This window comes from Micromonospora sp. WMMD735, from assembly GCF_049178995.1.
Taxonomy (GTDB): Bacteria; Actinomycetota; Actinomycetes; order Mycobacteriales; family Micromonosporaceae; genus Micromonospora; species Micromonospora wenchangensis.
The window spans coordinates 4,477,349-4,497,198 of the sequence record NZ_JBMHMJ010000002.1 but is presented as its reverse complement, the minus strand read 5'-3'; the positions used below and the strand labels follow the sequence as shown (position 1 = coordinate 4,497,198).

Below are 19,850 nucleotides of genomic sequence, written 5' to 3'. Positions count from 1 at the left end.
CCGCCCGGCTGCCACCGTCGGGGTGGGCGCACGATCGTGGATGTAGTGGTAACGGAGCTGACGGATGCCACTACATCCGCGAAAGTGAGTCGATCACGCCGGCGAGGGTCTGCGGCGGAGAGCGTGGCGCGGGGCTGCGTTCCGGGGGCCCGTCGTGGGCGGTGGGGCCGGCGGGCGTCGCACCGGGTCGTTCCCCGACGCGACCCCCTGTGCCCGCCGGCCGGTCCGGTCACCGCCCGGCGAGGCTCGCCCAACTCGGCGTCGCCGGCTCCCGCCGCAGCGGCATGTCCGCCTCGGCCGGGGTCCGGTCACCCTTGTGCTGGTTGCACGGGTAACAGGCGGCGGTGGTGTTCCGCCAGGTGTTGCCACCGCCGCGTGAGCGGGGCAGCACGTGGTCGACGGTGCTGGCCGGCCCGCCGCAGTACGCGCACCGCCCACCGTCGCGGCGCAGCACCCCCGCCCGGGACCAGGCCGGGCCGGCGCTGAACCGCCAGCGGGTGACGACGTACCGGACGAGGCGGACCACCCGGGGGACGGGGAAGACCCCGATCACCCGGTCCGGCTCGGCCTCATGGATCTCGGCGACCCGACGGCACAGCATCCGGATCGCATGTTGGACGGTGACCCGGTGCAGCGGGCCGAGGTCGGCGTTGATGACGAGGACGGCGTCCACCGGGCTCTCCCTTCGCGGTCGGTGGGTCGATCGGGTCGGCGGGCGGGGTCAGTGGTCCGCAGTGGCGGCGCCCCGGACCGGGCCGCCGCCGACGGTCGGCCCGGACGACGAAGGCCGCCCGGTCCTCGGGTGGGACGGGGCGGCCGGCGCGTACGGACACGCGTCAGTCGGGATTCCCGTCGCGGGGATCTTCGGCTCGGCAACCGCCGACGGGTAGCGTCGACCACGCGCTGGTGAGCTGCGGCGACGTCATGGTGTGCTCCCGGTTCGACTGGTTGACCGTGCGTGGATCACGCTATGCGCGGGGGTGCGAGCGGGCAACGCATTTCGATGCCACCCGCCGCCCGCGCCCTCCCCTCGAGGGCTGCCGGACCGGCAGGCCCGGTTACGAGCGGACCGACCAGACGGTCACGTCGACCGAGGCCGGCGTCGCCTGGTAGCGGTTGTGGTCGATCCGGACGTAGTTGACCACCGTCGGGTCGCCCGGATCGGGCTGGCAGTAGGTGACCGGGGTGGGTTCGAGCTGTTCGAGGTCGATGCTCGGATACCGCTGCGCCTTCGGGTTCCGGCAGCCCTCGTAGCTGAGGTCGGTCGGGTCGTCGGTCCAGTCGTAGAGGGCGAGCTGGTGGTGCTGCGCCTGGAAGATCAGGGTGCCCGCGCCGGTGCCCCTCGCCACCCGGGGCCTCGGCAGGAAGTAGACCGAGTCGTCGGCGTGCAGGGTCCAGTGCGGTGCACCCGCCGGCGGCACCCAGTCCGGCCCCGCCGGCCCCCGGGTCGGCGTCGGACCGGGCGCGGTGGTCGGCGCGGGGCCGGTCGTCGGCCCGTCCGGACCCGGGGCCGGGGTCGCCGGGGTGGTGGTGGGCGTCGCCCCGGACGGACCGGTGGTGGGTGTCGGCCCGAGCGGGGTCGACGTGACGCCGGGGTCGGCTGACGCGGCGTCGACGGAGGCCGTGGGGGAGGTGCCCCGCGCGTCCGGCGTGCGGTCCGTCGGCCAGGAGAGCACCGTCACCGTACCGACGATCACCAGCAGCAGCGCGGCGATCCCGGCCGGCAGCCGCCAGCGTCGCCACCGGCGGCGCAGCCCCGGACCCGGACCGGTGCCGGCGACTGGGGCCGGTGCGTCGGGCGCGGCCGGGGTCGCCCCCGCCGGCAGGGCGGCGGCGTCCGCCGCCGCCCTGGACAGCCGTGGGTCGATCGCGCTGAACAGGGACAACAGCCCGAGCGCGCTCGCGGCGAAGACGCCGGCCAGGCCCACCAGGGCGTTGGCCTTGTCGACCCCGATCCGCCAGGCCAGCACCGCCACCCCGATGGCGGCCACGGCGAGCAACGTGTAGGCCTTTCGCGGTCCCGTCATGCGAATCATGGTGGTCGGGTCCGGCGGGGCGCGGTGTCGGGTAGGCGACGCAGCGTGGCCCCGGCGCGACATCGGGACCTTCGGCTGACCGGACACGCCCGGGACGGCGCGACGACGGGACCTTTGGCCACCGTCGGACGGGTCCTTGCGCCCCACCGCCGAGACGGCCGTCGATGAATGCTGAGGGTGTCCGAGAAGCCGCCAACCGCCGAGGTGAAAGCATGTCGACCGAACTCGCCACCACGATCGACGCCCTGGTCGCCGACGGCCTCAAGGCCCTGGCCGACTACGACCGGTACGACCAGGAGCAGATCGACCACATCGTCCGCAAGGCGTCGGTGGCCGCGCTGGACCGGCACGCCGCCCTCGCCCAGCTCGCCGTCGCGGAGACCGGTCGGGGGGTGTTCGAGGACAAGGCGGTGAAGAACATCTTCGCCTGCGAGCACGTCACGCACAGCATGGCGAAGACCCGTACCGTCGGGGTGATCGCCCGGGACGAGATCAGCGGCATCGTCGAGATCGCCGACCCGGTGGGCGTGGTCGCCGGGATCACCCCGGTCACCAACCCCACCTCGACCACCATCTTCAAGGCGCTGCTGGCGCTCAAGACCCGCAACCCGATCATCTTCGCCTTCCACCCGGCGGCGCAGCGGTGCAGCGTCGAGGCCGCCCGCACGGTACGCGACGCGGCCGTCGCCGCCGGGGCCCCGGAGCACTGCATACAGTGGATCGAGGAGCCGTCGGTCGAGGCGACCACCGCGCTGATGCGCCACCCCGGCGTCGCCACCATCCTCGCCACCGGCGGCAACGCCATGGTGCGGGCCGCGTACTCGGCGGGCAAGCCGGCGCTCGGCGTGGGCGCGGGCAACGTGCCGGCCTGGATCGAGGCGACCGCCAAGCTCAAGCGCGCGGTCAACGACGTCGTGCTGTCCAAGTCCTTCGACAACGGCATGATCTGCGCCTCCGAGCAGGCCGTCATCCTCGACGCGACGATCCACGACGCCGCCATCGCGGAGTTCCGCACCCTGCACGCCCACCTGGCGACCCCGGCGGAGAAGGCCAAGCTGGAGGCGCTGCTCTTCCCCGCCGGCAAGCTCAATCCCGACGTGGTCGGCCGGACCGCCGCCTGGATCGCCGACGCCGCCGGGATCACCGTCGCCCCCGACACCTCGATCATCCTGGTCGCGGTCGACCGCGTCGGCCCCGACGAGCCGCTGACCCGGGAGAAGCTCTGCCCGGTGCTGGCCGTGCTGCGCGCCGACAGCCGTGAGCAGGGCCTGCGGTACGCCGAGCAGATGGTGGAGTTCCACGGGCTCGGGCACAGCGCGGTCATCCACACCGCCGACGAGGACCTGGTGGAGGAGTTCGGCCGCCGGGTCAAGGCGGTCCGGATCATCTGGAACTCGCCGGCCTCGCAGGGCGGCATCGGCGACATGTACAACGCGTTCCTGCCGTCGCTGACGCTGGGCTGCGGCAGCTACGGGCGTACCTCGGTGTCGGACAACGTCTCGGCGGTGAACCTGCTCAACATCAAGCGGATCGGCCGACGGAACAACAACATGCAGTGGTTCAAGGTCCCGTCGAAGATCTTCTTCGAGGCGAACGCGATCCGCTACCTGGCCGAGATGCCCGACGCGCACCGGGTCACCGTGGTCACCGACGCCACCATGACCCGGCTCGGCTTCGTCGACCGGATCAACCGGGTGCTGCAACGCCGCCCCGAGCGGATCGCCCTGCAGATCATCGACGACGTGGAGCCCGAGCCGAGCGTCGACACCGTCGACCGGGGGGCCGCGCTGATGCGGGCCTTCCGGCCGGACACCATCGTCGCGCTCGGCGGCGGCTCGGCGATGGACGCCGCCAAGGTGATGTGGCTGCGCTACGAGCACCCGGACGTGGTCTTCGACGACATGCGGGAGAAGTTCTTCGACATCCGTAAGCGCGCCTTCACCTTCCCCACCCTCGGCGCGCTGGCCCGGCTGGTCTGCGTGCCGACCACCTCGGGCACGGGTGCCGAGGTCACCCCGTTCGCGGTGATCACCGACCACCGGACCGGCAAGAAGTACCCGCTGGCCGACTACGCGCTCACCCCGACCGTGGCGATCGTCGACCCGGTGCTGACCGCCAGCATGCCGGCGACCATCGCCGCCGACAGCGGCTTCGACGCCCTCACCCACGCCATCGAGGCGTACGTGTCGGTGTACGCGAACGACTTCACCGACGGGCTGGCCCTGCACGCCATCCGGCTGATCTTCGGCAACCTGGAACGGGCGGTGGTCGACGCCGACCCCGAGGCGCGGGAACGGATGCACAACGCGGGCACCATCGCCGGGATGGCGTTCGGCAGCGCCTTCCTCGGCATCGTGCACGCCATGTCGCACACCCTCGGCGCGACGTTCCACATCGCCCACGGCCGCACCAACGCGGTGCTGCTGCCGCACGTGATCCGCTACAACGGCACCGTCCCGGCGAAGCTGTCGGGCTGGCCGCGCTACGAGAGCTACCGGGCCCCGGAACGGTTCGCCGAGATCGCCGCCCAGCTCGGCCTGCCGGCGGGTACTCCGGCGGAAGGGGTGGCGTCGCTGGCCGAGGCGGTGGAACGGCTGCGCGACGCGGTCGGCATCGAACCGTCGTTCGCCGCGATCGGCGTCGACCGGGCGGCGTTCGAGGCGGCACTGCCGCAGCAGGCCCTCAACGCCTACGAGGACCAGTGCGCCCCGGCGAACCCCCGGATGCCGATGCTCGACGACATGCAACAGCTCATGCGGGACGCCTACCACGGCACCGCGCGCTGACCGGCCGGCCCGCCCGGCCCCACCGGTCGGGCGGGCACCCCGGGCGGTTCACTTCCCGGCGAGCAGCCCCCGGGGGCGGATCGAGCGGACCGGCTCGGTGGCCGCCCCCGCGGCACGCAGGATGTGGTTGGCGGCGATGATCCCGGTCGCCGCCGACCGTTCCATCAACGCGCTGGGGAAGTCGGTGCCGATGCCGTCCCCGGCCAGGTAGAGGCCCTCGGCGTCGGTGCGTACCCCGGGCCGGCCGGCGTGGCTGCCCGGGGTGAACGCCGGGGCCTGCGCCTCGACCCGGGCGCGCAGCTCCCGCACCCCCAGCCCGGCGACCTCAGGCCAGAGCGTGACCAGTTCGGTGCGCATCCGTTCGGCCAGCTCCCCGGCCGGCACCCCCTCGTCGCAGGCGTACGCGTGCAGCTCCACCACCGCGCCGCCGGTGCGTTGCGCCCACCGACGGGACTCGTTCTCCAGCCGGTGGTAGAGGGTCACCGAGTCCAGGGTGGGCTGGCGGGACACCCCGCTGAACACCGCCCGGTCGGCCCGGACGTCCCCGTCGAGCCAGTACCGCGCCACCGCGTACGGCGGGCCGGGCCGACCGAACGCGGGCATCCGCGCCACCAGCTCGGGCGCCATCGCGACCAGGCCGGGGGAGGCGTCGACCAGGGCCGCCAACGCGGGCGGGTCGACGGCCAGCACCACCTGCCCGGCGGGGTGGACCGTGCCGTCGGCGGTGGTCACCCGCCAACCGTCCGGCTCCCGGTCCAGCCGGGTGACGGCGGCCCCGGTGCGCACCCGGCCGCCGTGCTTCTCCACGTACCGGGTCAGTGGCTGCCAGATCGCCGTGGCGTAGTCCTCGTCGGGGCAGTCGAACGCCAACCCCTCCGGGTTGCCCAGCAGGTAGAAGTGGAACTGGGCGATCATCTCGGCGGCCGACATCTCGGTCTCGTGGTTGAAGAACGAGTGCGAGAAGACCTCGAACAGCATCGCCCGCGCCCGGTCCGGCAGCTTCAGCGAGGCGAGCAGCGCGTCGGCGGTGGTGTCGTCGAACTCGGCGTAGGTGCGCACCGGGTCGTAGCTGAGCAGCGGCAGCGCGGCGTCCCGGTCCATCGTGCGCAGGTCGGCCAGGCGCAGGCTGGGGCTGCGCAGCAGGAGCGCCAGCAGGTTGACCGGCGGGGCCGGGGGCAGCCTGCCGAACTCCTCGGTGGGCCACTGCGCGGACAGGATCGGATAGCCGGGGATCGGCTTGAGGAAACCGAGCGTCGGGTCGACCCGCCGCAGGACCGACCGCCAGTTGTAGTACTGCCTGAAGAACGCGTGGAAGCCGTGCTCGTTGACCTGGCTGCCGTCGGCGAGCGCCTCCGGCCACGCGCCGAGCCGCCCGCCCAGGGTCGGCGCGGCCTCCAGCACGGTGACGTCCACCCCGCGTTCGGCGAGCACCACCGCCGCCGACATGCCGGCGATCCCGCCGCCCACCACCACGGCCGTGGTCGGCCGGGTCACCCGGGGGCCGCCACCCCCGCCCGGGTCCACCACGTGCTCGTGTACGCCGATGAGCCGACCCAGCTTCTGCGACAGCGCCATGTGCACCTTCCGACCCGAGGGACCCCCAGTCTGCCCGACCAGGCGCGATCCGGCCCGGTCAGACCGGTGCGGTGCCGCCACCGGAGTCGTCGGCGGGGTTCGGCCGCCCGGCGGCGAGCGGGGGACGGTCGGACGGCGGCCAGACGTACTCCAGATCGGACGGCACGTCGCCGAACTGCGGGCGGTAGTGCTCCGGGTCCTTGCGCAGCAGCGCCGACCGGTGGCTACGGTGCAGGTCCTCGCGGCCCAGCCAGGGTGGCAGCTCACCGACGGCGGCCAGCTCGGTCTGGCTGCGGACCCGGCCGTGGCCCCGGGCGGCGGTCAGGTCGGTGACCAGGGTCGACGCGCAGGTGTCCGCCCGGCCCGCCGCCGACCAGACCGCGCACACGTCCAGCCCGTACCGGGTCAACGCCTCCTCGTAGCCGGCCCACATCCGCACCGCCGGGTGGTTGCGCCAGCCGTACCCCGGCCGGGTCAGCCCGCGCAGCACCTGGAGCGCCTCCACCCGCTGCTTGCCCAGCCGCCGCTGGTCGAGGGTCCGCGCGCTGGCCAGGAAGTCCGGGTACGGCAGGAACGTCTGCACGCCCGCTGCTCTACCCGCCGCCACGCCCGCCATGCCTGCCCGGCCGCCATGCCTGCCCGGCCGCCATGCCTGCCCGACCAACCGGCTCTGTCCGGTGCGCTCACCAGGGCTGCGTCCCCGGCGACCGGCTGGCTACCATCCGGGCATGGCCGAACCCCTGCGGGACCGGGCCCGGCGCGCGACCGGCTGGCGGTTACGGATGAACGGCGACCCCCGCCCGCACTACGTGGTCTGCGGCAACGACCCGCTGGCGTACTGGGTGGTGCGGGCGCTCCTGGGCACCGACCTGCCCCACGGCCGGGTCCGGATCACCCTGGTGGTGCCGGAACGCCGCCGCTCCGAGGGCCCCGACGGGCGGGACGTCGACGGGGTCCAGGTGGTCCGGGCCGACCGGCTCGACGAGGACACCTTCCGTCGGGCCGGTCTGGCCGGGGCGGACGGGCTGGCCCTGCTGCACCAGGACGACGTGGGCAACATGCACGCCGCGCTCTGCGCGCAGGAGGTCGAACCCCGGCTGCGCCTGGTGGTCCGGATGTTCAACACCAGCCTCGCCAACGGCCTGCGGCAGCTCTTCCCCGACTCGGCGGTCCTCTCCGACGCCTCGATGGCCGCCCCGGCGTTCGTCGCCGCCGCCCTCGGCGAGGTGGCACCGACCCACTTCCGGCACGGCGGTCGCACCCTCTACGTGGCCCGCCGCGCCGACGTCCGCCCCGCCGACGTGGTCTGCGGGCTGGCCGTCACCACCGATCCGGACCTGGTCCGGGTGCTGCCCGCCGACGAGCAGGCCGCCGACGTGGTGCTCGCCGAGGCGACCGGCCAGCCCGCCGGCACCGAGCTGGCGGCCCGCCGGCTGGTCCGGGCACGGCGTCGCCGGCGACCCGTGGCGGTGCTGCTGCGGGCGGTCCGCAGCTTCGCCACCCGCAAGATCGGTATCGCGGTGCTGACCCTGCTCGGGGTGATCGCCCTGCTCGGCTGGCTCAACGCCCGTGCGGTCGCGGTGAGCTGGACGGAGGCGCTCTACCTGACCCTGGTCACCACGCTCAGCGGCCAGGACCCGGACGTCAACAAGCCGGCCGCCGCCCAGATCATGCAGGTGGTGCTCAACCTGGCCGGGCTGGCGCTGATCCCGCTGATCACCGCCGTGGTGGTCGACGGCATCGTCAACGCCCGGCTGGCCCTGCACGCCGGGCGCATCCAGCCCGGACGCACCGGGCACGTGGTGGTCGTCGGGCTGGGCAACATCGGCACCCGGGTGATGGCCCAACTGCACGACTTCGGCGTCGAGGTGGTGGCGATCGACCGCAGCGCGGAGGCGCGCGGCGCGGCGCTGGCCCGGCGGCTGGGCGTACCGCTGATCGTCGGGGACGCGGCCCGGGAGGAGACGCTGCGTTCGGCCTCGGTGGAACACTGCCAGGCGCTGGTGGTGGTCTCCACCGACGACGGGGTCAACCTGCGGGCCGCGCTGAACGGCCGGGCGCTCAACCCGGAGCTGCGGGTGGTGCTGCGGCTCTTCGACGGCGACTTCGCCGAACGCATCCAGCGGGCGTTCGGCATCGGCATCTCGCGCAGCGTGTCCTACCTGGCCGCCCCGTCCTTCGCCGCCGCCCTGCTGGACCGGGCGGTCATCGCCACCATCCCGGTCGACCGGCACGCCCTGCTGGTGGTCGAGGTGCCGGTGGCGGCCGGTGCCGCCCTGGACGGTCGCCCGCTCGGCGCGGTGGCCCGCCCCGGCGAGGTGCGCCTGCTGGCCCACTCCCGGCCCGGCCACAAGACCGACTGGCGGGCCGACCCCCGGATGGTGATCTCGGCGGGGGACCGGCTGACCGTGGTGGCCCGGCGGGCCGGGCTGGGCGCCCTGCTCCGCGAGACCACCCCGCCCCCGCCCCCGGCTCCGCCGCCGCCCGCCGGGGTGCCGGCCTCACGTGACCCGCAGGAGTGACCAGCGGGATCGGACGGCGTACCAGAGCGCGCCGAGGGCGAGCACCCCGAAACCGGCGAGGACGCTGGCGGCCGGCAGGTTGACCGCGAGCAGCAGGCAGCCGGCCAGCCCCAGCGCGGCGAGCGCCCGGGTGGGCAGCCGTCGGGTCGGGTCCGGGCCCAGGGTCCACGCGGCGGCGTTGGTGATCGCGTAGTAGACCAGCACCGTGCAGCTGGAGAAGCCGATCGCGCCCCGGACGTCGCCGAGCGCCACCACCGCGACCACCACTGCGGCCACGGTCAGCTCCGCGCGGTGCGGGACCCGGTGCACCGGGTGCACGGCGGCCAGCGCCCCCGGCACATCCCGGCGGCGGGCCATCGCCAGCAGGGTGCGGCCCACCCCGGCGAGCAGGGAGAGCAGCACCCCGGTCACCGCCACCGTCGCCCCGGCCCGGACCACCCAGGCCAGGCCGGGCAGCCCCGCGACGGTCACCACGTCGGCCAGGGGCGCGACGGAGTCGGCCAGCCGGTCGGGGCCGAGCACGCCGACGGCGACCACCGCGAGGACCAGGTAGACCGCCAGCACCACCCCGAGGGCCAGCGGCACCGCGCGGGGGATCGTGCGGGCCGGGTCGCGGACCTCCTCACCGAGGGTGGCGATCCGGGCGTACCCGGCGAAGGCGAAGAAGAGCAGCCCGGCGGCGGTGAGCACACCCCGGGCCGTACCGCCGCCCTCGGCGAGCCGGTCGAGCCGCACCTCCCCGGCGGTCAGGCCGGTCACCGCGACCAGGGCCAGCACCGCCAGCACCACGACCACCAGCATCTTCGTGGCGGCGACCGTACGGGTGACGCCGCGCAGGTTCACCCCGGTCACCGCGAGCACCGCGCCGACCGCGACCAGCCGAGCCTGCCCCGGCCACAGGTACGCCCCGATGGTCAGTGCCATCGCCGCGCAGCTCGCCGTCTTGCCGACCACGAAACCCCAGCCGGCGAGGAACCCGGTGAACGGGCCGAGGCGTTCCCGGCCGTAGACGTACGTGCCCCCGGATTCCGGGTAGCGGGCGGCCAGCCGGGCCGAGCTGGTCGCGTTGCAGTACGCGACGAACCCGGCCAGCGTCAGCGCCACCAGCAGCCCGGTGCCGCCGGCGGCCGCGGCGGCCGGGGCGAAGACCACGAACACACCGGCGCCGAGCATCGCCCCCAATCCCACCACCACCGCGTCGGGTACGCCCAACCGTCGCGTCAACTGTCCCACCCGGAAAGCATAGGAGTTCGGGATGAACGTGCGGTGTCGCGGGACGGCCGCAGGTGAAAATGTTTTGCGGAATATTTCGACCCGTGGGCTGTGGTTAATTCCGATGCCCGTCGGTAGTGTCGTCCGTGCAGGTCGGGGTGATTTTGCCCCCCGATTTTCAGGCGTGGTCGACCGCATTTCTCACCGGGTGGATCCGTCACCGCGCCGGCCGAAAATCCTCGGCAGTTTCTGTGTGACTGATTCGGGAGGTGCCGCATGACCCTGTTCGGATGGGACGCCAGCGACTACGACGTCGGCCGGGGCCTGACGGCCCACCGGGTCCGCGCCGCCCGCGTCGCGGGGATCGACTTCATGACCTACAAGGGCACCGAGCAGTCCCGGGCCGGCACGTTCCACAGCCAGTACTACGGGGTGATGCTCACCGCCGCCAAGGAGGCCGGCATCCCCTTCCTGGGCATGTACGTGGTGGTGCACTCCGAGGTGGCCGTCGCCGACCAGGTGGACACGGCGGTGACCTACGCCGACCGGCACACCCCCTGGTGGCGCAGCTACGACAGGTTCTTCTGGCAGATCGACCTGGAACGTTGGCCGACCGACGACGTGCCGTCGACCGTCGGTGTCGACGCCGCCCGCGAGTTGCAGGAACGCACCGGCCGGGTCGCGGTCATGTACGCCTCCCGTGGGCAGTACGGCAGCGACGAACTCGGCACGGCCCCGCGCTGGAACGCCAATTACCCGTACCAGGTGGCGGAGAGTTTTCCGGAGGCGTACCGGCGTGCCGGCGGCGATTCCGGCCCGGGATGGGTCCGCTACGGCAGGCCGGAGGCGACCCCACGGATCTGGCAGTTCACCGATTCGGCGATCATCGGGCACCAGCACACCTGTGACGCGGACGCGTTCCGCGGCACCGTCGACGAATTCGCGGAGATGATCCGCGTGCCGGTGCCGAAAAAGGAGACCCGGAAGATGGTCGCCACCTTTCACAGCACCCCGTACCCGGGTTACACGCTCGACGCGACCGACGCCTTCCACGCCATCCGCTGGGCGACCGGGCTGCACCACTGGACGGTCCCGGAAACCGGGCTGGTCAGCATCCAGGCGACGGTCGACCTGCGCGGGTTGCGACGCGGCGACCTCGTCCGGGTGCGTGCCGACTACCTCAGACCGGGCCACACCGGCAGCGACACGCCACTGCTGACCCAGGAGCTGGTGTCCATCGACCCGGACACCACCGGGGGAGTGTTTGTCGTGAACACCCCCGACACCCGCGTCGACCTGCCGGAGGGCACCCAGATCCGCATCCAGGTGGCCGTGCGGCCCGGCGACGGGGACACCCGCCGGCGGCTGACCTACAGCGACCTCAGCCGGATCAGCATCGTGGAGTTCCGGCTGCCCGACTGAACGGGCGGTCGGTCATCGCCCGGGGGCGCGGTCGGGCGACGGCCAGCCGGCCGGCCCACCCCAGGCGGCCAGCCGGCGGGGCAGCGGCAGGTCGTCCCAGGGGACCCGGCGCAGCAGCCGGTCCAGCAGCAGCCCCAGCAGCAGCCCGGCCACCGAGTCGGTCAGCCAGTGCCAGCCCAGGTAGGTGGTGGTGCACAGGACCACCAGCGGCGGCACCACCCGAACGACCGTGGCCAGCCGGGGTGGCATCCGCCGGCCGACGGTACGCAGCAGCGGCACGAGCAGCAGGGCGAGCACGCCGTACCAGACGATCGCGTTGGCCACGTGCCCCGACGGGTACGACTGGGCGTAGCGGACCGGCAGGTCGTGCTGGAACAGCGGCAGGGTCTGCTCCGGGGGCAGGAACGGCTCCTTGACGCTGGCGCTCGGGGCCGGGCGGGCCGTCCACACCTTGAGCGGGCCGATGGTCAGCAGGGTGAGCACGAAGGCGACCACCGGGGGCAGCACCGGGCGCACCGAGCGCAGCCGGACGGCCAGCAGCACCCCCAGGGCGGCGGCCAACAGCGTCAACGGGGTGCCCTGGCCCAGCAGGTTGAGCACCCGGGCGACCCAGTAGGCGGCGGTCGGCCGGTGCGCCCCGGCCCAGTCGGCGACCGCCCGGTCGACGCCGAACAGGTGGCCGGTGGCGAGCGCCCCGGTCAGCGCGACCAGGACGGTGAGCAGCAGCAGGTCGTACCGCCAGCCGGCCGGGCGGACCGGTCTGAGCCGTACCCCGCCGCGTACCGTCGTGGTTCGCTCCCGCACGCGATCACGCTACCGGCCGCCCCGGGGGGCCGTGGTGGCACGGCCCGGGTCGATGTGTGCCGAACCACGAAGGGAAGCGTCGGACGGGGGACACCCGGCACACTTGTCCCCGTGCGGATCACCTCGGCCCTCGTCGACCCGGCGCTGCTCGACCTTCCCTGGTCGACCCCGCTGGAGCAGTGGCCCGCCCGGCACCTGGTGGCGCTGCCGCAGGGCATCTCCCGGCACATCGTCCGGTTCGTCCGCCTCGGCGACTACGTGTACGCGGTCAAGGAGACCGGGGAACGGGTCGCCGAACGCGAGTACGACCTGCTGCGGGCGCTGGAACGGATCGACTTCCCGTCGGTGGAGGCGATCGCCATCGTGGCCGACCGGCAGGCCGACGACGGCACCCCGCTGGACCCGGTGCTGATCACCAGGCACCTCCAGTTCTCGCTGCCCTACCGGGCGCTGTTCTCCCGCACGCTGCGTCCGGAGACGATGGGCCGGCTGCTCGACGCCCTCGCGGTGCTGCTGGTGCGGATGCACCTGACCGGCTTCTTCTGGGGCGACTGCTCGCTGTCGAACACCCTGTTCCGGCGGGACGCCGGGGCGTTCGCCGCCTACCTGGTCGACGCCGAGACCGGCGCGCTGCACCGTTCGTTGTCCAACGGGCAGCGCGGTGAGGACCTGGAGATCGCCCGGGTCAACATCTTCGGTGAGGCGCTGGACCTCCAGGCCGCGGGGCTGCTGCACGAGTCGATCGACCCGGAGGTGGTCTGCGAGGAGGTCGTGCAGCGCTACGAACGGCTCTGGCACGAGATCACCTACGAGCAGCAGGTCGAGCGGGAGGCCCGGCACGACATCGAGCGCCGCATCCGCCGCCTCAACGACCTCGGCTTCGACGTGGCCGAGGTGGCCCTGTCGACGGTCGACGACGGGCGGTACCTGGTCCGCCCGAAGGTCGTCGACGCCGGCTACCACACCCGGCGGCTGATCCGGCTCACCGGCCTGGACGCCGAGGAGAACCAGGCCCGCCGGCTGCTCAACGACCTGGACGCCTACCGGGTGGAGAGCGACCTGACCGACGAGCAGCAGGCGGCCCACCGCTGGCTGACCGAGGTCTTCGAGCCGGTCGTCCGGGCGGTCCCGGCGCACCTGCGGCACAAGCTGGAGCCGCAGGAGGTCTTCGCGCAGATCATCGAGCACAAGTGGCTGCTCTCCGAGCGGGCCGGCCGGGACGTGGGGATGGGCCCGGCGGTGCAGTCCTACCTGGCCGACGTGCTGGTGCACCGCCCCGACGAGCAGGCCGTCCTGGGCGTCGAGGTCCCCACCGCCTGACCCGCCCGTCCCCGCGTGCGAGCGGGGTCAGTCGAGCCAGGTGCCGGCGCGCATCACCCGGACGACGGTCAGCGCGTCGTCGAGCACCACCAGGTCCGCGCGACGGCCCGTCTGGAGCGCGCCGACCCGGTCACCGAGGCCGATGGCGCGGGCCGGGGTGGTGGCGACCATGCGTACCGCGTCGGTGATCGGGATGCCGGCGGTGACGGCGTGCCGCAGCGCCGCGTCCATGGTGAGGGTGCTGCCGGCGATCGCACCGTCGCGGGCCAGCCGGGCCACCCCGTCGGCCACGGTGACCGGCTGGCCGCCCAGCTCGTACTCCCCGTCGGGCATCCCGGCGGCGGCCATCGCGTCGGTGACCAGGGCGATCCGCTCCGGGCCGGCCACGGTGGCGGCGAAGGTGAGCATCCCGTCGTGCAGGTGCACCCCGTCGGCGACCAGCTCGCAGACCACGTTCGGGGCCTCCAGCAGGGCCACCACCGGGCCCGGTTCGCGGTGGTGCAGCGGGCGCATCCCGTTGAACAGGTGGGTGCCGACGCTCGCCCCGGCCGAGACGGCGGCCCGGGTCTGCTCCCAGGTGGCGTCGGTGTGGCCGACGGCGGCGACCACCCCGTGCGAGGTGAGCAGCTTGATGGCGTCCAACGCGCCGGGGCGCTCGGGGGCCAGGGTGACCATGCGGACCGCCCCGCCGCCCTCGGCGACGAGCCGGCCCAGCTCGTCGGTGGACGGGTCGCGGAGGAACTCCGGGTTCTGCGCGCCGCACCGGGCCGCCGACAGGTAGGGCCCCTCGAAGTGGATGCCGGCCAGCACCCCCTCGCCGACCAGCGGCGCGAACGCGGCGGTCGCCGTGCGCATCAGCTCGAACGGGGAGCTGACCAGGCTGGCCAGGAGGGTGGTGGTGCCGTGCCGCAGGTGGAACGCGACGGCGGCGCGGGCGGCGTCGGCGTCACCGGTGGTGAAGGTGTGCCCGCCCCCGCCGTGGGTGTGCATGTCCACGAACCCCGGCACGATCCAGTGCCCGTCGCGCTTGGCCGGGTACTCGGCGACGGCGGTGATCCGCTCGCCGTCCAGCTCCACGCACCCCTGCCGGATCACGCCGGTCGGGGTCACCACCTTGCCGGTCACCCGCTGGGTCATCGTCTCTCCAGACTGTCGAGGGCGAGCAGGGCGGCACCGAGGCAGCCGGCCTCGTCGCCGAGGGCCGCCGCGACCAGGCGCGGCTCCCGATGGAAGGTCATCCGTTCCCGCAGGGCCGCGCGGAGCGGGTCGAGCAGTTGCCCGCCGGCCCGGGCCAGGCCGCCGCCGATGACCATGGTGTCGACGTCGTAGAGGGCCTGCCCGGTGGCGAGCCCGTCGGCGAGCGCCTCGACGGCCTCCCGCCACACCCGCCCGGCCAGTTCCTCACCGGCCGCCGCGCGCCCGGCCACGTCGGCCGCGCTCGCCGTCGACCCGGCCAGTTCGGCGTAGCGGCGGGCCACGGCCGAGGCGGACGAGACGGCCTCCAGGCAGCCGGGCCGGCCGCAGCCGCAGCGCGGGCCGTCGGGGCGTACCAGGATGTGGCCGATCTCGCCGGCCGCACCGTGCGCGCCGACGGCGGCCGACCCGGCGACCACGTGCGCGGCGGCGATGCCGGTGCCGATCGCGACGAAGAGCACGTGCCGGGCGTCCCGACCGGCACCGAGCCGGGCCTCGGCGATCCCGCCCACCCGCACGTCGTGGCCGAGCGCCGCCGGCAGCCCGAGCCGCGCCCCCACCAGCGTGCGCAGCGGTACGTCCCGGAAGCCGACGTTGGCCGACCAGACCGCCACCCCGGCTGCCTCGTCGACCACCCCGGGCACGGCGACGCCACAGGCCACCGGGGTCGACCCGGCGGCGCGGGCCCGGTCGGCCAGCCCTTCGGCGACGGCGAGGACGGTCGCCACCACGGCGTCCGGGCCGCGTCCGGCGTCGGTCGGATGCCGTTCGGCGTGCAGCACACTGCCGTCCGGGCGGACCAGGGCGCACTTCATGCCGGTGCCGCCGACGTCCAACGCGACGACCACCCGGTCGTCGCCCGGCGGCCCGTCGGTCATGCCAGCACCACGGAACGGGTCAGGTGCCGGGGCGCGTCCGGGTCCAGCCCCCGGCTGGTCGCCAGGGCCACCGCGAAGCGTTGGGCGAGGATCAGGTCGGCCATCGGGTCGACCGGGGTCCGGCCGGCCGCCCAGCTGCCGAGCACGGTGTGGCAGCCGTGGTGCCGGCTGTGCACGAACGCCGCCCCGGTGGCCGCCACGTCCTCCGGCAGACCCTCGGGCAGCTCCCCGAACGCCCAGACCAGCCGGCCGGGGCCGGCGATCGAGATGGGGCCGTGCCGGTAGTCCATCGCCGGGTACGCCTCGGCCCAGAAGGTGGCCGCCTCGCGGCACTTCAGCGCGGCCTCCTGGGCCAGCCCGACCGTCCAGCCGCGACCGAGGAAGGTGGCCTGGTCGATGCGGGCCGGGTCGAGCGGCAGCGGGGCGCGGACGGCGACCTCGGCGTCGGCGGCCAGTGCCTCGACGTTGTCGCCGAGGTGGGCGCGCAGCAGCGCCAGGGCGGTGGTGGCGAACCGGGTCTGCACCACCGAGCGCTCGTCGGCGAAGGGCATCGGCACGGCCGTGTCGGCCAGCGTGACGGCGGGCGAACCGGGGTCGCCGACCAGGACGGTGGTGGGGGTCCGGCCGCGCAGCGCGGCGAGCAGGTCGAGCACCTCGGTGGTGGTGCCGGAGCGGGTGACGGCGATCAGCCGGTCGTAGCGGCGCTCGGGGGGGAACTCGCTGGCCTGGAAGGCGTCGGTCTCGCCGTGGCCGGCCCGTTCGCGTAGCCCGGCGTACGCCATGGCCATGAACCACGACGTGCCGCAGCCGACGACGGCGACCCGCTCGCCGGGGCGGGGAAGGGCGTCGGCGACGGTGCCGACGAGTCGGGCCGCCTCCCGCCAGCAGTCGGGCTGGCTGGCGATCTCCGCGTCGACGTACGCCATGGGAACTCCTCGCACAGGGGAGGGAGGTGCGCAATACGGCTCATTACCACCGTCTTTCGCGCGCTATTCTGCGCGAAACGAGGTGCGCGTGGCAACCTGCCCCCGGATCGCGCAGTCGGGGGTTTTGCGCACCGGGAGTTTCGCGCACTACTGTGCACGCATTCGATCACCCTTCGTGCAGAGTCGGAGGCCCCCCGTGGACCGGTACGCCAGGTGGAACGCTCTGCTCGAAATGCTCACCGACAGTGGTCGGGTCAGCGTCGAGGAGGCCGCCGAGCGGCTGGACGTCTCCCAGGCGACCATCCGGCGCGACTTCGACCAGCTCGCCCAGCAGCAGATGATCACCCGGACCCGGGGCGGCGCGGTCGCCAACGGCGTCTCGTACGACCTGCCGCTGCGCTACAAGACGGCCAAGCACTCGGCCGAGAAGCAGCGGATCGGGGCCGCCGCCGCCGCGCTCGTCGCGCCCGGCACCGTGGTCGGCCTCAACGGCGGCACCACCAGCACCGAGGTGGCCCGCGCCCTGGCCGTCCGGCCGGATCTGAACACCAGCGCCGAGGGTGCCCAGCTCACCGTGGTCACCAACGCCCTGAACATCGCCAACGAGCTGCTGGTGCGCTCCCGGATGAAGGTGGTGGTGGCCGGGGGTGTGGTGCGGCCGAAGTCGTTCGAGCTGGTCGGGCCGTTGGGTGGGGCGCTGCTGCGTGAGGTGACCCTCGACGTCGCCCTGTTGGGCGTGGACGCGCTCGATCCCCAGTTGGGTGCCGCCGCCCACCACGAGGGTGAGGCGGCGATGAACAACCTGATGGTGGCGCGGGCCAAGCGGGTGGTGATCATCGCGGACTCGTCCAAGCTGGGCGGTCACGCGTTCGCCCGGATCTGCCCCGTGGAGCGGGTGGAGACCCTGGTGACCGACTCCGGGGCGGCCCCGGAGCTCGTCGATGCGTTCCGTGCCGCCGGAGTGGCCGTCATCTGCGCCTGAGTGACCCGTTGGTACACCGTCGGTAGTAATCGGGCGCTGATGCATACCGGGTATTGCCCTGGCGGGTATACCGAGTATGGTGACCGCTGTCATCAGCCACCATCGGGGGAGGCGCAGCTTGTCGGCTGTCCTGGAGATCGAAGGTCTACGTAAGACGTACAAGAGTCGTCGGCGCGGGGTCCGCAACGCGCTGGACGGCTTCGACATGCGGGTGGAGGCCGGTCAGGTGCACGGCTTCCTCGGCCCCAACGGGTCGGGCAAGACCACCACCCTGCGTACCCTGCTCGGGCTGATCCAGCCCGACGGCGGGCGGATGGCCATCCTCGGCCACGAGGTCCCAGGCGCCCTGCCCACCGTCGCCGGTCAGGTCGGCGCGATCGTGGAGAGCCCGCAGTTCTTCCCGCACTTCTCCGCCCGGGACACCCTGTCCCTGCTGGCCGGGGCCGGCGACGTCCCCGCCGTCCGGGTCGACGAGGTGCTCGAACTGGTCGGACTGCGCGACCGCGCCGGCGAGCGGGTCAAGACGTACTCGCTCGGCATGAAGCAGCGGCTCGCCGTCGCCTCCGCCCTGCTCAAGAACCCTAAACTGCTGATCCTCGACGAGCCGGCCAACGGCCTCGACCCGGGCGGCATCCGGGAGATGCGCACCCTGATGCGCACCCTCGCCGAATCCGGGATGACCGTGGTGCTCTCCAGCCACATCCTCGGCGAGATCCAGCTCATCTGCGACGAGGTCACCATCATCTCGCTGGGTCGCCGGGTCGCCGCCGGTCCGGTGGAGCAGGTGCTGGCCCAGCACTCGCACGGCGGCGTACGGGTGCGGCTGGACGCCGCCGAGGACCTCGCCGCCGCCGCCGAACTGCTCGGCCGGGCCGGCGTCGCGGTCACCCGCCACCCGGACCACCTGATGCTGGCCGGCGTGGACAAGCCGGCCACGGTCAGCCGGCTGCTCGCCGAACAACACCTGTACGTCAGCGAACTGGCCCCGGTCTCGGTGGACCTGGAGAGCGTCTTCCTGGAGATCACCGCCACCGCTCCGGTCCCCGGTCAGCACCGCCAGGTCGACCAGTCCGCCACGATCGGCGAGCCCGGCCACACCGCCGGCACCACGGGAGGGTGGGGCGCATGAGCCTGTACGTCACCGAACTGCGTCGGCTGGCCAAGCGCCGGCTCACCCGGGTCATGCTGGTCCTGCTCGTCCTCGGCCTGGCCGGCATCGTCACCGCCTTCACCTTCTCCAGCCACAAACTCTCGCCGGCCGTGATCGCCCAGGCGCAGGCGGAGTCGGACGCGAACTTCCGGGACGCCGTCCGGGAGTGGGAGCGGTCGATCGCCGAGTGCGACGCGGCCAAGGCGCGCGGCGAGCAGACCGAGGAGCGGTACGGCCCCAACTGCGGCCGGGACTGGAAGCCCACCGCCGAGATGTTCGACCCGAAGTGGAACCTGCCCTACCAGTTCGACTTCCGGGCCGAGTTCGAGATCTTCATCGCCGTCTTCGCCGGGGCGGTGGCGTTGTTCGGCTTCCTGATCGGCGCCTCCTTCGTGGGCGCCGAGTGGAGCACCGGCGGGATGATGAACCTGCTGCTGTGGCGGCCGAAACGGCTCACCGTGCTCGGCACCAAGCTGGCCGCCGTGCTCACCACGCTGACCGGGGTGACGGTGGTGCTCGGTGCGCTGTGGACCCTGGCCTTCTGGCTGATCGCCAGCTTCCGGGGGACCACCGAGAAGGTCACCTCCGGGGTGTGGCAGTCCGCCGGGATCAGCGGCCTGCGGGCGCTGGCGATCATTCTCGCCGCCGGTGCGGTGGCCTTCGGGTTGGCTTCGCTGGGCCGGCACACCGCGATGGCGCTCGGCGTGGCCGTCGGGGTGGGGGTGATCAGCGAGATCGGCATCCGGATCGCCATGACGATCGCCGGGGTCCGGTTCGGTGACCGGTGGGTGCTGTCCACCTATGCGCTGGCCTGGTTCCAGAAGCAGTGGGCGCTCGTCGACTACCGCTCCTGCGAGTTCGTCCAGGGCGAGTGCACGCCCAAGGAGATGGTGGTGACCTGGCAGGATTCGGCGCTGGTGTTCGGCATCGGCACCGCCGTGGTGATGGTCGCCGCGTTCTGGCTGATGCGCCGGCGGGACATCACCTGATCCGGGTGCCGCCCGGTTCGGGCGGCACCCGATCGTGACGGGCCCGGGTCGACC

General features: G+C 73.6%; 16 protein-coding genes. 7 read left to right on the top strand and 9 right to left on the bottom strand.

Features of this window, described 5'->3' with window-relative positions:
• Window positions 1-229 precede the first annotated feature (229 nt).
• Both ACN268_RS19310 and ACN268_RS19305 read right to left on the bottom strand, forming a co-directional pair.
• Entirely contained in the window at window positions 230-673 is a 444-nt protein-coding gene (locus ACN268_RS19310) for an HNH endonuclease (RefSeq protein WP_363650616.1), read from the bottom strand.
• A gap of 385 nt (window positions 674-1,058) precedes the next feature.
• Window positions 1,059-2,027: a hypothetical protein gene (locus ACN268_RS19305; protein WP_421484409.1), complete on the bottom strand. Its 969-nt coding sequence runs from the start codon at window positions 2,025-2,027 to the stop codon at window positions 1,059-1,061.
• Between the two features lie 221 nt (window positions 2,028-2,248).
• Here ACN268_RS19305 and adhE point away from each other — a divergent pair, with 221 nt between their 5' ends.
• On the top strand, window positions 2,249-4,822 hold the full coding sequence (gene adhE / locus ACN268_RS19300) for a bifunctional acetaldehyde-CoA/alcohol dehydrogenase (protein WP_421484408.1): 2,574 nt from the start codon (window positions 2,249-2,251) through the stop codon (window positions 4,820-4,822).
• A gap of 48 nt (window positions 4,823-4,870) precedes the next feature.
• On the opposite strand, the gene ACN268_RS19295 is transcribed toward adhE, so the two are convergent.
• Entirely contained in the window at window positions 4,871-6,397 is a 1,527-nt protein-coding gene (locus ACN268_RS19295; RefSeq protein ID WP_421484407.1) for a hydroxysqualene dehydroxylase, read from the bottom strand.
• Between the two features lie 58 nt (window positions 6,398-6,455).
• Window positions 6,456-6,980 carry an MSMEG_6728 family protein gene (locus tag ACN268_RS19290; protein ID WP_421484406.1) on the bottom strand — a complete coding sequence of 175 codons (525 nt, stop codon included), beginning with the start codon at window positions 6,978-6,980 and terminating at the stop codon, window positions 6,456-6,458.
• A gap of 145 nt (window positions 6,981-7,125) precedes the next feature.
• Between ACN268_RS19290 and ACN268_RS19285 the strand changes: the two genes are divergently transcribed.
• Window positions 7,126-8,919, top strand: a complete 1,794-nt coding sequence (locus ACN268_RS19285) for an NAD-binding protein (RefSeq protein ID WP_421484405.1) — start codon at window positions 7,126-7,128, stop codon at window positions 8,917-8,919.
• Here ACN268_RS19285 and ACN268_RS19280 read toward each other — a convergent pair.
• Window positions 8,899-10,152, bottom strand: a complete 1,254-nt coding sequence (locus ACN268_RS19280) for an APC family permease (RefSeq protein WP_421484404.1) — start codon at window positions 10,150-10,152, stop codon at window positions 8,899-8,901. The genes ACN268_RS19285 and ACN268_RS19280 overlap by 21 nt on opposite strands.
• 255 nt (window positions 10,153-10,407) lie before the next feature.
• On the opposite strand from ACN268_RS19280, the gene ACN268_RS19275 reads away from it, so the two are divergent.
• The gene (locus tag ACN268_RS19275; RefSeq protein WP_421484403.1) at window positions 10,408-11,553 is read left to right on the top strand and encodes a hypothetical protein; all 1,146 of its coding nucleotides are present in this window, start codon (window positions 10,408-10,410) and stop codon (window positions 11,551-11,553) included.
• Window positions 11,554-11,565: 12 nt separating this feature from the next.
• Here ACN268_RS19275 and ACN268_RS19270 read toward each other — a convergent pair whose 3' ends face one another.
• A complete protein-coding gene (locus ACN268_RS19270; protein ID WP_421484402.1) occupies window positions 11,566-12,357 on the bottom strand; it encodes a phosphatase PAP2 family protein in 792 nt (263 codons plus the stop codon).
• Window positions 12,358-12,468: 111 nt separating this feature from the next.
• On the opposite strand from ACN268_RS19270, the gene ACN268_RS19265 reads away from it, so the two are divergent.
• Window positions 12,469-13,677 (top strand): DUF4032 domain-containing protein, encoded by a 1,209-nt coding sequence (locus tag ACN268_RS19265; protein ID WP_421484401.1) that lies wholly within the window; start codon window positions 12,469-12,471, stop codon window positions 13,675-13,677.
• A 27-nt stretch (window positions 13,678-13,704) separates the two neighbouring features.
• Here the strand turns inward: ACN268_RS19265 and nagA are convergent, their stop codons facing one another.
• Genes nagA through ACN268_RS19250 form a run of 3 tightly spaced genes read right to left on the bottom strand, consistent with a single transcriptional unit; the run spans window position 13,705 to window position 16,675 of the window.
• Window positions 13,705-14,814 carry an N-acetylglucosamine-6-phosphate deacetylase gene (gene nagA / locus ACN268_RS19260; protein ID WP_421484400.1) on the bottom strand — a complete coding sequence of 370 codons (1,110 nt, stop codon included), beginning with the start codon at window positions 14,812-14,814 and terminating at the stop codon, window positions 13,705-13,707.
• Entirely contained in the window at window positions 14,811-15,749 is a 939-nt protein-coding gene (locus ACN268_RS19255) for an ROK family protein (RefSeq protein WP_421484399.1), read from the bottom strand. Before ACN268_RS19255 ends, nagA begins: the two co-directional genes overlap by 4 nt.
• Window positions 15,746-16,675 (bottom strand): SIS domain-containing protein, encoded by a 930-nt coding sequence (locus ACN268_RS19250; protein ID WP_421484398.1) that lies wholly within the window; start codon window positions 16,673-16,675, stop codon window positions 15,746-15,748. The genes ACN268_RS19255 and ACN268_RS19250 overlap by 4 nt, the downstream gene beginning before the upstream one ends.
• 196 nt (window positions 16,676-16,871) lie before the next feature.
• On the opposite strand from ACN268_RS19250, the gene ACN268_RS19245 reads away from it, so the two are divergent.
• From ACN268_RS19245 to ACN268_RS19235, 3 genes are all read left to right on the top strand, one after another.
• The gene (locus ACN268_RS19245; protein ID WP_421484397.1) at window positions 16,872-17,657 is read left to right on the top strand and encodes a DeoR/GlpR family DNA-binding transcription regulator; all 786 of its coding nucleotides are present in this window, start codon (window positions 16,872-16,874) and stop codon (window positions 17,655-17,657) included.
• A gap of 118 nt (window positions 17,658-17,775) precedes the next feature.
• Window positions 17,776-18,786 (top strand): ABC transporter ATP-binding protein, encoded by a 1,011-nt coding sequence (locus ACN268_RS19240; RefSeq protein ID WP_421484396.1) that lies wholly within the window; start codon window positions 17,776-17,778, stop codon window positions 18,784-18,786.
• The gene (locus ACN268_RS19235) at window positions 18,783-19,796 is read left to right on the top strand and encodes an ABC transporter permease (RefSeq protein ID WP_421484395.1); all 1,014 of its coding nucleotides are present in this window, start codon (window positions 18,783-18,785) and stop codon (window positions 19,794-19,796) included. The genes ACN268_RS19240 and ACN268_RS19235 overlap by 4 nt, the downstream gene beginning before the upstream one ends.
• Window positions 19,797-19,850 lie beyond the last annotated feature (54 nt).

Excerpts from the sequence above, each read along its gene's own strand:
- ACN268_RS19305 (WP_421484409.1), bottom strand. The coding sequence starts at position 2,027 with ATGACGGGACCGCGAAAGGCCTACACGTTGCTCGCCGTGGCCGCCATC.
- adhE (WP_421484408.1), top strand. The coding sequence starts at position 2,249 with ATGTCGACCGAACTCGCCACCACGATCGACGCCCTGGTCGCCGACGGC.
- ACN268_RS19295 (WP_421484407.1), bottom strand. The coding sequence starts at position 6,397 with ATGGCGCTGTCGCAGAAGCTGGGTCGGCTCATCGGCGTACACGAGCAC.
- ACN268_RS19285 (WP_421484405.1), top strand. The coding sequence starts at position 7,126 with ATGGCCGAACCCCTGCGGGACCGGGCCCGGCGCGCGACCGGCTGGCGG.
- ACN268_RS19275 (WP_421484403.1), top strand. The coding sequence starts at position 10,408 with ATGACCCTGTTCGGATGGGACGCCAGCGACTACGACGTCGGCCGGGGC.
- nagA (WP_421484400.1), bottom strand. The coding sequence starts at position 14,814 with ATGACCCAGCGGGTGACCGGCAAGGTGGTGACCCCGACCGGCGTGATC.
- ACN268_RS19255 (WP_421484399.1), bottom strand. The coding sequence starts at position 15,749 with ATGACCGACGGGCCGCCGGGCGACGACCGGGTGGTCGTCGCGTTGGAC.
- ACN268_RS19250 (WP_421484398.1), bottom strand. The coding sequence starts at position 16,675 with ATGGCGTACGTCGACGCGGAGATCGCCAGCCAGCCCGACTGCTGGCGG.
- ACN268_RS19235 (WP_421484395.1), top strand. The coding sequence starts at position 18,783 with ATGAGCCTGTACGTCACCGAACTGCGTCGGCTGGCCAAGCGCCGGCTC.